The organism is Corynebacterium sp. HMSC064E08, from assembly GCF_001811805.1.
Lineage (GTDB): Bacteria > Actinomycetota > Actinomycetes > Mycobacteriales > Mycobacteriaceae > Corynebacterium > Corynebacterium jeikeium_D.
The window spans coordinates 177,520-190,587 of record NZ_KV806702.1 but is presented as its reverse complement, the minus strand read 5'-3'; the positions used below and the strand labels follow the sequence as shown (position 1 = coordinate 190,587).

Genomic DNA, 13,068 nt, shown 5'->3' with positions numbered 1-13,068 from the left:
GGAAATTCTAGCGCTGACAGGTGGGACACAGATAACTCGATCTATTCCCAAATGGCAGACGGACAATTGCGCGCCCACACCTCGGGCACGGTTCCCCCGCTTGTCCATAGGCGTTCAAGCTCCGCTCAAAATAGCCGCTTTCGCCGTTGACATGCACATATAACGCATCGAAGCTCGTGCCACCGGCCGCTAGCGCCCGCTCGAGTACCGATTGCCCCTCGCGCAAAAGTTTCGCTAAACGACGGACCGAAAGGTCACACGCCGGCACGCGACCATCGACCTTCGCCGCCCAAAGCATTTCGTCGGCATAGATGTTGCCGATACCCGACACAATGTTCTGGTTGAGCAATACGGCCTTGATCGGTGAACGCGACTTCATCATGCGGTGTGCAAGTGCAACCACATCGACGGTGGGCTCCAATAGATCGGGCGCGATCTTGGCTGCGGGTTCCGGAACCACGCGTCCATGGGATTCGACCATTTCACAGGCCCAGACCCAACCAAAGGTGCGCTGATCGTTGAAGTTGATTAGGTGCCGAGCGCCGTCCGGCAGGGCGATGTCGAAAGCGGCTCGGGTGTGACGGCCAGGCAGCGTATCGGGAGTGTACGGAGCTTCCACGCGCAATTGGCCGCTCATGCCCAGGTGGATGGCGATTGCGGAGTCGTCGTCAAGCGTGAGCCACATGAACTTGCCACGACGATCCGTAGCGACAACCGTGCGCCCGCGCGTACGACCGATAAACTCCGCGGCGCCACCGGGTTGGCGCCGCACGGCACGAGCGTTGTAGACGAAGGAATCGTCGATGCGGCCACCGACGACGTAAGTGTCGAGACCGCGGCGTACGGACTCGACTTCAGGAAGCTCGGGCATTAGGCCAGTGCGGTATGCGCCTGATGCGCGGCGTGCATTTCGGCTTCCTTCTTCGTGGCACCGGTACCGCTGCCCTTAACCACGCCGTCAACCAGCACGTCGACGTAGAAAGTTAGGTCATGGTCGGGGCCGGTGGTGCGCACGGTGTACTCAGCAGCCGGTAGTTGCTTGGCCGCCAGGCGTTCCTGCAGCAGCGTCTTCCAGTCCCGACCGCGGGACTCAGTCGGGGCATCGTCAATCATCTGGTTGAACAGGCGAAGCACGGTCTCGCGGGCAACCTCGAAGCCATGCTGCAGGTAAATAGCACCCAGCAGCGCCTCGGTGGTGTCAGCGAGAATCGAGTGCTTATCCGCGCCACCGGTGGCCTTCTCACCGCGGCCGAGGAGAATGTGCTCTCCCAGCCCGATACTGCGGGCCAGGTCAGCCAGCGCGTACATGTTCACGACACCTGCGCGCATCTTGGAAATATCCTGCTCAGCGCGGTCCGGGAAGCGACGGTAGAGTTCTTCAGCAACGCACATGCCCAGCACGGCGTCGCCCAGGAACTCTAGCCGCTCGTTATTGGTAAGCATGCCATTTTCATTCGCGAAACTGCGGTGGGTCAAAGCGAGCTTCAGGGACTCCTCTGGTAGCTCAACACCGAGTTTTTCCAGCAGCGGGGCGTGATCGACGGCCTCGAAGGCCGCCTTTCTAGCCGCCTCACCGGTTAGCCGACGCTTGCGGCTCATCCGTTATATCTCCTTTAAAGTCTTCGTCTAAGTCGTCGTCGACTACTTCTCGTCGCCGAGCGAGCCAAACTTTTCCGCCAGGCCAGCCCAACGCGGATCAATACGTTCCTCTTCACCCGAGATGCCGTCTGGCTCCGGCACTTCCGAATCCGATTCAGCACAGCTGGAATCGAAATCCAGACAGGTCGGATTGAAGGGCAGATTCAAGCCCGCCTCATCGATGACGGCTTGAGTGATATCCACCGTATTGTCGACGATCTGGCCAACTTCGTCCTCGAGGTCTTCTTCCTCGGCATCGTCGCCGGTGATGAAGTCCTCGTTGTTGGAAAAGACAGCCGAAATGTGCAAGCTGAGCTCCGGATTCAGCGGGGCTAGGCAGCGGACACACTCGCCGGTGGCCTTGGCAGTCACAGTCGCGTCAACCATGACACCGCTGCCGAGGTTCGTGACAATGCCGTCAACGACAACCTCCTCGCCAGCGGCGATGCCAATCATCTCGACACCAACGCGGACAGGGCTATCGCCTACCTTGCGGAACTGCTCGGGCATGCCACCCTGCAGACATGTCGAAACGTCCAGAACAAATGGGGATGAGTCAGTCATGATAGACCTCAGTCTACCCCGAAGATGCGCTAACGCTCGTACCGGCGGCGTTCCTGCCCCTCGGAGAAGGAAGACGGCGCGCTCTGTGCCCCTGCACCACCGCCGACGGCACCGGCTCCCGAACGCAGTACCGAGCGATTGCGACCGACATTACGCAGGGTCTCCTGGAGAGTCTGTTCAAACTCAGCGAGCTTGGAATCAACGTAGCGGTCACACTCTTCACGGAGGCGAGAGGAATCCGCGTGTGCGTCGGAAAGCAGACGATTCGCCTCGTCATTGGCTTCGCGGACGACCGTCGACTCAGCGACCAGGCGAGCCTGCTCTTCACGGCCTTCCGCAACGGAACGCTCGTAGGATTCGTTACCAGCGTGAATCAGGCGATCGGACTCGGCAGAAGCACGATCCACAATGCTGTCATACTCGTGCTGAGCATCCTCGCGGAGGCGACGGGCGTCGTCCTCAGCGGCCGCGACGGTGCCAGCTGCGTGGGCATTGGCATCCTCGACGGTGTGGTTAGCGCGGGCCTCGGCCTCGTCGACAATGCGATGGGCTTCTTCATCCGCAGTCGAAATGGTGTTGTTCGCCCGGGCTTCAGCATCGTTGATAATCTCATCCCGCTGGTCCAAGACGTCCTGCGCGTCATCGAGCTCAGCCGGGAAAGCATCCCTCAGCTCATCGAGCAACTCGAGAACACGCTGACGCGGAACCATACAATTGGCCGACAGTGGCACGCCGTGTGCCTCTTCTAGGATCTGGACCAGTTCATCAAGAGATTCGAAGACGCGAAACATGACTTACATGCTACTTCAGTCGGCGCTGCAGGGCGTGCAAGACAGGCTCGGGAACTAGCCCTTCCACCGAACCGCCGTAGCGAACAACTTCCTTCATCAGTGTCGACGACACATGACCGTACTTCGGATCAGCCTCCACAAAGAGAGTCTCAATGCCCGTCATGCGCCGATTCATCTGCGCCATGGGAGCCTCGTACTCGTAGTCCGCCGCCGAGCGCAGCCCCTTGACCAGGCAGGTAATACCCTGCGCGGAGGTGTAGTCAACCAACAGCTTCGACCAGGAGTCCACCTGCACATTGTCCAAGTGCTGCGTGCACTGCCGAATGAGGTCCATGCGCTCTTCGACGTTGAACATGCCCTGCTTATTCGGGTTGTGGGTAACCAACACGGTCACCTGATCGAATTGGCGCGCGGCACGCTCAATCACATCGAGGTGACCAGAGGTCATGGGATCGTAGGAACCGGGGCAGCATGCGTGAGTCATAGAGGTCAAACCACCTTTGGCCGTCGTAAAGCGTAAAGAAGAACGTTAAGCGTTGTAGATAGCGGTGTCGAAGCGCGCCAAACCGTGAATGCGACGCTTCAGCTTCTGCTGGAGCTGTTCGTAGCCCTCGGGCCACTGCGTCTCCTCGTCATCACGGTGACGCTCCACAGTCACGACCGCGCCCGGCGCGAGGAAACTGCGCAGCGCCTCGAGCATCTCTGTAACGGCCTCCCCCGCCAGCTCATAGGGCGGATCCGCAATAACGCGGTCAAAAGGCTCGCCCGGCGCGCCCGCAAGGTACGACGACACTTTCATCGGAGACACGGCCACATCAGGATGCCCCACGGTGCGAATGTTCTTTTCAATAGCGGCAATGGCGTTCGGATCGTTTTCCACCAACACGACGGAACGCGCGCCGCGAGAAGCCGCTTCCAAACCGAGCGCACCCGAGCCAGCAAACAGGTCGAGAACGCGAGTTCCCTCTAGCCCAAAGCGTGTGGACCAGGAGGAAAAGATGGCTTCCTTCGCGCGGTCACTAGTTGGCCGAGTGGTCTCTCCCTTAGGTGCGACTAGCCTACGACCGCGTGCCTCACCTGCAATAATGCGGGTCATCTACTTCCCTTCGTGCGATGTGTTCTCGTTGCCGTTGTGCTGTGCCGTGGCGCTGTGAGTTGCTGGCGTGATTCTTGCCAGCAGCTGACCGCCTTCGACATCCACAAATTGATCTGCCGCCACCTCCGCGACCGTGCCCGGGCAGGGCGCTAAAACCGGCGCTTCTAGCTTGACGGCCTCCACGACCGCAATAACCTGACCGGTCGTCACCGAGTCTTTCTCGGCGACCTCCCAGCGGACTACTCCTGCAAAAGGTGCACAGACATTTACCATGCCCAACAGTCTACTTTGGTCTTACTAGGAGCGGTCCAAGTAGTTCGACTGCTCTTCATCGATATCGGAGATAAGCTCTCCCACAAGCCTTTCATCACTGTCGAGGAGAGCCGTGGCATCGTGTCGGGTGCGCTCGATGATCTCGCCGTCGGTGGTGAGGTCCACCAGGCCGAGGCCTGTTGCCAGTCCCGATTGGTCATCGCCGAGCAGATCGCCGAAACTACGCGTGGCCAGGTCCAACTCCGCCAGTTGAATGCCGTCGGTGGTGGCGGCAATGCGGTCTAGCCGGGTGCGCTCTGGTGTCTGTGAATGCGTGTGTGTACACAGGAAGCACAGTCCACCACGGTCACCACGGCCGACACGACCGCGCAGCTGGTGGATCTGCGAGATGCCGTAGCTCTCGGCGCGGCGAATCATCATGATCGTGGCCTCTGGTACATCCACGCCGACTTCGATAACTGTGGTGGACACCAGCACATCCAGCTGTCCTGTGGCAAAGGCCTGCATCACGCGGTCTTTGTCCTCCGGTGCCATATTGCCGTGCAACTGACTGATACGTACACCGGGAAGTTTCTTCCTCGCTCGGTCGAACACCGCCTCCACGGACTCGTCGAGGAACTGTTCCTCGTCGCGGGTAATGCGGGGACAGACAATGAAGGCGCGGTTGCCCTTGGCCACTTCTTCCCCAATCCGCTCCCAGGTTCGTGCCTCCCAGCGCGGCTTTTCCAGCGTCGGTACGACAAAAGATTGGATCTCCTGACGTCCCCGTGGCAATTCCGTCAACTGCGAAACTGCGAGGTCGCCAAAAATGGTCATCGCTACCGTGCGCGGAATCGGGGTTGCCGACATCACCAACAGATGCGGTGTCATTCCACCCCGTCCCCTGCTGCGCAACTGATCGCGCTGGCGCACACCAAAGCGGTGCTGCTCATCGACGACCACCAGCCCGAGATCGAAGAACTCCACGCCCTCACTGAGCAGGGCATGCGTGCCGACGACAATGTCAGCCTCCCCGTTGACTGCCTCCAACAGGGTTGCCCGGCGCTCCTTCGTCGACATCGATCCCGTCAACAGTCGTACAGTCACTGCTACTCCGGCTTGCTCCAGCATCGCTGTCAGCGATCGGTAGTGCTGTTGGGCCAGGACTTCCGTCGGCGCCAGCATCGCGCACTGCCTGCTGGCATCGACTGCTTGCAGCATTCCCAGCAGGGCCACCACGGTTTTACCCGAGCCGACTTCACCTGCCAGCAGGCGGTTCATCGGGCTGGGCTGCGACATATCGTCCGCAATATCGGCTGCGACCGCGACCTGACCGTCGGTAAGCGAAAACGGCAACCCTCGGCGTAGCTCGTCGCGAAGTCCCCCGGCGACTTCCATGCAGGCCGGAGCGGTGAGGCTCGCTTGAGTACGTTTGCGTGCACCAACCGCGAGCTGGAGCTCAAGCGCTTCGTCGTACTTCAGTCGGGCAAGCGCGATGTCGGGGCCCGCGATGGAGGGAAAGTGTGCGCCACGCAGTGCGGAGTCGAAATCGGTAAGTCCCTCCGGCGTGGCGGGCAATGGGTCTGGCTGGAGCGGTAACCATTCGAGGATGCGCTGCATGTACAGAGCCAGGTGAATACCCGCTACTCCTTTACGGCCACGGTAAATGGGCAGATAGGGGCGCGTGAGCAGCCGCTGCATCTCCGCAATCCCCTTGGCTGTCTTCGTCAGTGTGGCCAGCTTGCCAGTGGCTGCGCCTACCGAACCATCGGCTTTAAGCACCATGCAATCAACATTTTTCAGCTGTAGCTCATTGCGGAACTCGCTGAGCGTGCCAACAATGAGCAGACGCACACCGGGGTGCAGCATATTGCGCAGCCATTCGGCACCGAAAATCGCGGCCGGAAGAATGCGCACGCCGTCGCTGACATAGATTTTCAGTGGCTTGCGTCGGTCGGCGAAGGCGGGCGCTGGCGAAATGCTGTGCACCTCCACGACTGTGGTGATGGTGTCGCCAATGTCGGAAAATGACACATCTAAGCTCTTCCCCTGCGCCACGTAGCGCTTCGGGAAATTCGTCAGCGCATCCGAGACGGTCTCCATACCAAAAGCCGTATGCAGCTTCTTTGCAATCTTTGGCCCCACCACGATATTCAGGGGCGTGCGCGCATAATCCGAGCCGAGCCATCCGAGCATCGTGCTACTCGATTCCTACCTGCACCAGCTCATCGATGCCGGTTGCATCGTAGGCTACGACCTCCACAGGCTTGTCCAGCCGTGCCCGCACTTGCGCTATGTCAACGCCCTCAGATCCGCGCCCGAGCAGCAGAGTCACTAGTTCCCCGCCGCCAGCCAACAGGTCTGAGATGGTCTCTGTGAGCGCGTCAGCCAGGGGCTTATCGACGTCCGCAGCGACTACAGCCGTTCGCGTGCCATTGGCAGCCTCTCCCATCGCATACGCAGCAACCGCCAGCGGCAGCTCAGCCGAATGCACGGCCAAGGCAGCAAGGCCAGCCGGAATGGAGTCTGTGGACACTACCGCGAGAGTCGGATTAGCCGCGGCAGCAGCGAATTCGATATCCGCCAATTCCTGGTCGCTGACCAGCCCATTTGGCAGCAGGATTACCTCATCCGCACCCCGCATGGCAGTCAGCGCCTTGGTGACCACATTGTCAGCGAACTCCTGGTCGGCGATGGCTGCTCGATCTGTGGGAGTGGATGTGGGAGTCGGAGCGGGGGTCGGGCTGATAGCAATCGCCCCAGAGGAGGTGATGAGATCATTCAGCGGACCGTCCGGCACTACCGCAATGAGGATGCGAGTGGACTCAGGTGTTGTCTCCGGCTCATCGAGCACCTCGATACGGATGCGTTCCGGACGACCGAAGTCGAGTGCCGCCTCAATAACTGCGCCCGGCTCCACTGTGTGGATATGCACCATGTACTGCGCGGTCTCCGCATTACCAGCATCACCTGCGATGATGAGCGAATTGCCCAGCGGGTTCAACCGCTCTCGCAGCGCTTCCACCGCCTGGGTATCCGCCAAGGAAATCAGGTACATGACCTCCATCTCAACGGTGGCTACGTGTGGCGCGTCGACATGCAAATCGACCGGCGCGGCTGCGCGGCCGCTGACTTCGTCGGCAAGCGCGTCGAGCAGAATGACCAACCCCGCGCCGCCGGCGTCGACCACGCCCGCCTGCTGCAGTGCCGGGAGCTGGCTAGGGGTTTTCGCCAGCGCATCGCGAGCGGCATCCGCGATCGTGTCGGCGAGCTCCTCAATCGAGTCGCCCTCAAATTCCTCCGCGGCAATCGCGGCGTGCCGCAGGACTGTCAGAATCGTGCCCTCCACCGGATTGGCAATCGCTTGGGAAACATGTTGCACAGCTAGCTTTAGCGAGTGTTGTACCGACTCAACGCCAATGCCACTACCGGAGGCAGCCTCAGCCACCGCGCGAAAAACCTGCGAGAGCACAGTGCCCGAATTACCGCGGGCACCGCGCACTGCACCGGCAGCTAGGGCCGCGGTGACTGCGCGAACATCGGAAGCGTCAGCCTTTTGCGCTTCCTCATAGGCCGAACTCAACGTCGCGAGCATATTCGACCCGGTATCGGAATCCGGTACTGGGAAGACATTGAGACTGTTGATCTCATCGCGGCGGGATTGAAGCGCGTCAATCCCCCGGGCAACCCAGCCGACGATGGCGGCAGAACCAATCTGCAAAGACATGAATTCCTATTCTAGCGTCCAGTCGATAGGGGTAGCTCCCTGACGAATCAGCGACTCATTGGCCCGGCTGAACGGACGCGACCCGAAGAACCCACGGGATGCCGACAGCGGTGACGGGTGCGGCGAACAGATGCAGTCCACGCCGGGGAGCCAACGCTGCAAACTCTGCGCGTCGCGTCCCCACAGAATGGCCACGAGAGGCTGATCACGGGCGACCAATGCTTTGATGGCATGCTCCGTGATTGCCTCCCAGCCCTTACCGCGGTGCGAGGCAGCAGCACCCGGGCGCACGGTCAGTACACGGTTGAACAGAGCTACGCCCTGCCTACTCCACGGAGTGAGGTCACCGTTGGAGGGAGTCGGGAGCCCCAGGTCGGAGGAATACTCCTTAAAAATATTCGCCAACGACCGCGGTACCGGCTTCACATCCGGCTGGACCGAGAAGCTAAGCCCCATCGCATGCCCCGGGGTCGGGTACGGGTCCTGACCGATAATGAGCACCTTGACCTCATCGAATGGATAAGTAAAGGCGCGCAGCACATCGGTGCCCGCGGGCAGGTAACCGTAGCCGGCCGCGTTCTCCTCGCGCAGGAACTGCCCCATCCGGTGGATGTCATCGGCCACTGGCTCCAGCGCCTTCTGCCACCCTTCTTCGACCGGCAACGGATCCATGTCATGCAGCCTTTCTTCTCAAAACCTCTTCGAACTCTTAAAAGGAAACCCAACCGGCATCGCGGGCAGGAGGTTTGCCGTCGATAAGCACCGAATCGAACTTTTCCTTCGACACCGTGCCGATAGCGCGGAACCCCGTCGGAGGCTCCCCCGGCGTCGAACCGATCAGTGTGTGGTCCTCCCCGCCGGTGAGCACCCACTCCCACGGGTCGATGCCCAGGTATTCACCAGCGGCAATCTGCAACTCATCGGGCGCAATGGCACTGCTGTCAACTTCCAAAGTAACCCTGGAGGCCTGCGCAATAGCGCGGAGATCCACCACCAGTCCATCGGAATTGTCCGTCAGTGAACGCACACCTGTAGCTCGCGCCGTGGCACCCCTGCGGTATTCGAATTCGGGCGTACAGTGTGCTGCCACCAGCTGCGCAAACTCGCTTGGAACCTTTGCCGGGCTTCCGCAGTGCTGAAGCAGCGCAAGGCCCGCAGCAGAGTAGCCGATGCGTCCCGACGCAATCACCGTATCCCCCGCGCGTGCTGCTGAGCGCAGCAGCGGCCGCCCAAGCCCACCGAGTTCGCCCATCGCACTGATGGAAATCACCAGAGAATCTCCGCTGACCATGTCACCACCGACGAGCTCCGCCGGACATTGCTTGCCTTCCTGCCACAACCCCTCGGCGATACCGGTGACCACACTCACCGGAGTATGCAACGGTGCTGAGATGGCGAAAAGCATGGCCGTTGGACGCGCACCCATCGATTCGATATCGGCGAAATTCTGTACTGCGGCCTTAGCTCCAACTTGCTGAGGTGTCGACCAGTCCAGGCGGAAATGGCGCCCTTCCACCAACATGTCAGTGGAAGTGACAAAACGGGCGTTGGGGGTTGTCTGTGTCAAGACGGCGGCATCGTCGCCATTGCGTGCCGACGGGGCGATAGCCCGGATGGCCTCAATGACCCCAAACTCGCCAATATCGCCAATGGTCAATTCAGTCACAGTGTCGAGTCACATTCCTAATAGTCGATGGTTAACCGTTAATAGCGGAACCCGTCTCGGTATTGCCCCCAACCAATTGGAGTTGGTACCGGACAACGTAGAATCAGGCCCATGGTAGACGCACCCCCATCGGGAGAAACAGTTCAGTCCAAGGGTAGCCGGACACGCGCGGGCATCGCACTCGCTATCGCCATTATCTCTATCCTCGGCATCATTTTTGCCGCAAAGATTTACCAGGATAATCAGGCGACAAAGCCAGTCGCGATTTCCAACCCGGAGCTCCCCGCCAATGACTCGCCCGAGTGTGCGGAACTGCTCGACCGACTGCCAGATCGCGCCGCAGGTCTGGTTCGCGCCGACATTGCAGAGCCAGCTCCAGAAGGTGCCGCTGTGTACCGAAACTTGGAACAAGACCGCATCACGCTGCGCTGTGGCGCGAACGTACCTAGCCAGTACAACGAACTGGCTAAGACCGAAGAGGTCAAGGGCATTTCGTGGCTGCGGGTTGTCGACAGCACCGACGAGTCTTTGGCGACTTGGTTCACCGTCGGGCGCGAACCGGTTGTTGCAATTACCGCCGAAGGAAATGCAGAGGCGGAGGATGCCCTGAGTGACCTCGCCGAGGCGCTGCGCCCGGACTCCGAGTACAAGAACAAGCCGGAGCGCGGCGGCGTCCCACTGGTAGAACTGGCAGCTCCGGAAGCTGATAAGCGCTGCAGCGGCTTGGAGGCTGCCCTCCCCCGCGAGCTTGGCAACCGTCACCGTCTGAGCGCAGAGGAAATGCCGGCTGACATGCCGAAGGACATGGTCATTTGGGGCGGCACCCCAGCCGATCCGGTGGTGCTGCGCTGTGGTGTCGACGAGCCGGCTGGCTATAGCACCACCACGCAGCAGCTGACGCAGGTTGGCGACATTGTCTGGTTCAACGAACCAACGCTTTCCTCCGGTACCTCCGCCACCTGGTACGCCATGGGCCGGGAGCGCTTCGTCGCCGTTGAAATGCCGATGTCGGAGGCCAGCTCACTGATGCCGGTGCTCTCCTCGGTCATCGCTGACAACCTGGAGAACATCTCGCCGAGCGAAGAAAAGTAAGAACCAACTTCTATCGACGAGCTACCAGCGCCCGCTCAATCAGGGCGCTGAGCAGCTCCTCGTAGGCTACACCTGAGGCCGCAAACATCTGCGGGTACATCGAAATCGGGGTAAAGCCCGGCATGGTGTTGACCTCATTGATAATCGGGCCATTATCCGTGACAAAGAAGTCCACGCGAGTCAGACCATCAGAGCCCAGTGCCCTGAACGCCCGACGAGCATCCGTGTCCAGTGCCTTCAAAACATCCTCCGGCAGCTCAGCCGGGATCTGCGCCGAGACGACATCATCCAAGTACTTGGTCTCAAAACCGTAGAAGCCCTCGTCGGAGTCCTCCGTGCCACGCAGCAGGGACGGGACAGAGACCTGCAGGCTGCCGTCAGCGCGCTGCAGCACGCCAATCTCCACCTCGGCGCCGTCTACACCGGCCTCTACAATGACCTTCCAGTCGTGCTCTCGGGCCAGCTCTACCGCCGCATCCAGATTCGCCCAATCATCGACGCGGGAGATACCAATCGACGATCCACCACGGGCAGGTTTAACGAACACCGGCAGGCCAAGGGTCTCCTTGTCCTCGTCGGAAAGCGACTCGCCGACGTGCAAAACAACCTGCTTGCCGGTAGGAAGCCCCGCTGCCTGCAAGAGATTCTTCGTGCGTTCCTTATCCATTCCCGCCGCGGAAGCGAGCACGCCCGGGCCGACATAAGCAATGCCGGAAAGCTCAAAGAGCCCCTGAATCGTGCCGTCCTCGCCGTGCGGACCGTGGAGGACCGGGAAGATAACGTCGACGGTGTCGAAAACCTCGCCGGCGCGATCACCGGTGACGAAGCGGAATTCACCGCGGCGTGACGGCGAGGTGCTCAGCGCAACTTCCTCGCCCGGGATGACCTCCGGCATCGTACGCCCCTGCGTGCGCAGCGTATCCGTCTCACGCGTACCGACGGTCCAGACACCATCCTTGGTAATACCAATGGGAACCACTCGGAAGCGGTCCTCATCCAGGTGATCCATAATTGCGCCGGCCGAGACACAGGAGACGCTGTGCTCAGGGCTTGCGCCACCGTAGATGACGGCGACGGAAATGCGATCTGCAGACGAGCTATTCGACGAAGTCATGGTGACTTAGTTTAGCCCCGACCTCGTTGAAGTGGTTACTCCGACTTGCGGCTTCGCCCCATCAGCTTGCGAATTGTCTCATCGACCTTCGCGCCTTCGTGGCAGACGGCGTAAACGGCCTCAGTAATTGGCATTTCCACGCCATTGCGACGAGCGAGGTCACGGACCGAGATTGAAGAAATCACACCCTCAGCCACCTGACCGCGCGTGGCGTGCTGCGCCTGCTCCATCGTGTCACCGCGACCGAGACGGTCACCGAAGGTGCGGTTACGCGACAGCGGCGAGGAACAAGTGGCCACCAAGTCACCGAGGCCCGCCAATCCCGCGAAAGTCTTATCTTCTGCACCAACCGCGTCGCCCAGACGCGTGATTTCCGCCAAGCCACGGGTGATAATGGTTGCCAGCGTGTTCTCACCCAATCCTTGACCAGCGGCCATACCGCAGGCCAACGCAATGACGTTCTTGCAGGCACCGCCGATTTCGCAGCCGATCACATCGGTGTTGGTGTACGGGCGGAAGTAATTAGTGGCAACTGCCGCCTGAATCATCTTGGCATTGTTCTCATCAGCGCAAGCAATGACCGTTGCCGCTGGCTGCTCCATCGCAACTTCGCGGGCGAGGTTCGGGCCGGACAGCACCGCAATACGCTCTGCTGGCAGGTCTGTGACCTCCGCAATGACCTCACTCATGCGCAGATGTGTCTCGCGCTCCACACCCTTGGCCAGGCTGAGCAGAATCGTCTCCGGCCCGATGAAGTCCTTCCAGACCTTGAGGTTGTCACGCAGAGTCTGCGAGGGCACGCCCAGCACCACCACATCCGCGCCCTTCAGCGCGGCCTCTGCATCCGAGGTGGCTTCGATGTTGCGCGGCAGCCCCAGACCAGGCAGGTAGTCGTGGTTTTCGCGGCTGATCTGAATACGCTGTGCCTGCTCCGCACGTCGCGACCACAGCCGTACAGGATTGCCCGCATCAGCAAAAACCTTGGCGAGCGTCGTGCCCCACGAGCCCGCACCCATCACTGAAACCTGCACCATCGCCGCGACCTTCCTCCGTTAGTCTCTAATCTCCAACAAGTCTAGCGAGACGTTCTCACACTGCGATACTAAACTAGGTCGGCGACAAAGGATT

The 13,068-nt window shown here is 60.6% G+C and carries 14 protein-coding genes; 1 reads left to right on the top strand and 13 read right to left on the bottom strand.

Going from position 1 to position 13,068, the window contains the following annotated elements; genetic code table 11:
* Positions 1-7: 7 nt before the first annotated feature.
* From mutM to HMPREF2820_RS09375, 11 genes are read right to left on the bottom strand one after another with little or no spacing between them, the layout of a single operon-like run.
* The gene (mutM, locus tag HMPREF2820_RS09425) at positions 8-871 is read right to left on the bottom strand and encodes a bifunctional DNA-formamidopyrimidine glycosylase/DNA-(apurinic or apyrimidinic site) lyase (RefSeq protein WP_070603805.1); all 864 of its coding nucleotides are present in this window, start codon (positions 869-871) and stop codon (positions 8-10) included.
* Positions 871-1,599 carry a ribonuclease III gene (rnc, locus tag HMPREF2820_RS09420; RefSeq protein ID WP_038628630.1) on the bottom strand — a complete coding sequence of 243 codons (729 nt, stop codon included), beginning with the start codon at positions 1,597-1,599 and terminating at the stop codon, positions 871-873. The genes mutM and rnc overlap by 1 nt, the downstream gene beginning before the upstream one ends.
* Positions 1,600-1,641: 42 nt before the next feature.
* A complete protein-coding gene (locus HMPREF2820_RS09415; RefSeq protein WP_070603803.1) occupies positions 1,642-2,202 on the bottom strand; it encodes a YceD family protein in 561 nt (186 codons plus the stop codon).
* 29 nt (positions 2,203-2,231) lie between these two features.
* Positions 2,232-2,993: an SPFH domain-containing protein gene (locus tag HMPREF2820_RS09410; protein WP_049171555.1), complete on the bottom strand. Its 762-nt coding sequence runs from the start codon at positions 2,991-2,993 to the stop codon at positions 2,232-2,234.
* Between the two features lie 10 nt (positions 2,994-3,003).
* Positions 3,004-3,477 (bottom strand): pantetheine-phosphate adenylyltransferase, encoded by a 474-nt coding sequence (coaD, locus tag HMPREF2820_RS09405; protein WP_016422540.1) that lies wholly within the window; start codon positions 3,475-3,477, stop codon positions 3,004-3,006.
* A 45-nt stretch (positions 3,478-3,522) separates the two neighbouring features.
* The gene (gene rsmD, locus HMPREF2820_RS09400) at positions 3,523-4,089 is read right to left on the bottom strand and encodes a 16S rRNA (guanine(966)-N(2))-methyltransferase RsmD (RefSeq protein ID WP_048735471.1); all 567 of its coding nucleotides are present in this window, start codon (positions 4,087-4,089) and stop codon (positions 3,523-3,525) included.
* Entirely contained in the window at positions 4,090-4,362 is a 273-nt protein-coding gene (locus HMPREF2820_RS09395; protein WP_070439653.1) for an acyl-CoA carboxylase biotin carboxyl carrier protein subunit, read from the bottom strand.
* A gap of 24 nt (positions 4,363-4,386) precedes the next feature.
* The gene (locus tag HMPREF2820_RS09390; RefSeq protein WP_070603801.1) at positions 4,387-6,537 is read right to left on the bottom strand and encodes an ATP-dependent DNA helicase RecG; all 2,151 of its coding nucleotides are present in this window, start codon (positions 6,535-6,537) and stop codon (positions 4,387-4,389) included.
* A gap of 4 nt (positions 6,538-6,541) precedes the next feature.
* Complete coding sequence (locus HMPREF2820_RS09385; RefSeq protein WP_070603799.1) at positions 6,542-8,068, bottom strand: DAK2 domain-containing protein; 1,527 nt, start codon at positions 8,066-8,068, stop codon at positions 6,542-6,544.
* Between the two features lie 6 nt (positions 8,069-8,074).
* Positions 8,075-8,740, bottom strand: coding sequence for a uracil-DNA glycosylase (locus HMPREF2820_RS09380; protein ID WP_048735462.1), 666 nt, complete (start codon positions 8,738-8,740; stop codon positions 8,075-8,077).
* Positions 8,741-8,777: 37 nt separating this feature from the next.
* Positions 8,778-9,734 carry a thiamine-phosphate kinase gene (locus tag HMPREF2820_RS09375; RefSeq protein WP_049171566.1) on the bottom strand — a complete coding sequence of 319 codons (957 nt, stop codon included), beginning with the start codon at positions 9,732-9,734 and terminating at the stop codon, positions 8,778-8,780.
* A gap of 111 nt (positions 9,735-9,845) precedes the next feature.
* On the opposite strand from HMPREF2820_RS09375, the gene HMPREF2820_RS09370 reads away from it, so the two are divergent.
* A complete protein-coding gene (locus HMPREF2820_RS09370) occupies positions 9,846-10,826 on the top strand; it encodes a DUF3515 domain-containing protein (protein ID WP_069358786.1) in 981 nt (326 codons plus the stop codon).
* A gap of 10 nt (positions 10,827-10,836) precedes the next feature.
* Here the strand turns inward: HMPREF2820_RS09370 and HMPREF2820_RS09365 are convergent, their stop codons facing one another.
* Both HMPREF2820_RS09365 and HMPREF2820_RS09360 read right to left on the bottom strand, forming a co-directional pair.
* Complete coding sequence (locus HMPREF2820_RS09365; RefSeq protein WP_070603797.1) at positions 10,837-11,940, bottom strand: D-alanine--D-alanine ligase family protein; 1,104 nt, start codon at positions 11,938-11,940, stop codon at positions 10,837-10,839.
* A 35-nt stretch (positions 11,941-11,975) separates the two neighbouring features.
* On the bottom strand, positions 11,976-12,974 hold the full coding sequence (locus tag HMPREF2820_RS09360; RefSeq protein WP_016422532.1) for an NAD(P)H-dependent glycerol-3-phosphate dehydrogenase: 999 nt from the start codon (positions 12,972-12,974) through the stop codon (positions 11,976-11,978).
* Positions 12,975-13,068 lie beyond the last annotated feature (94 nt).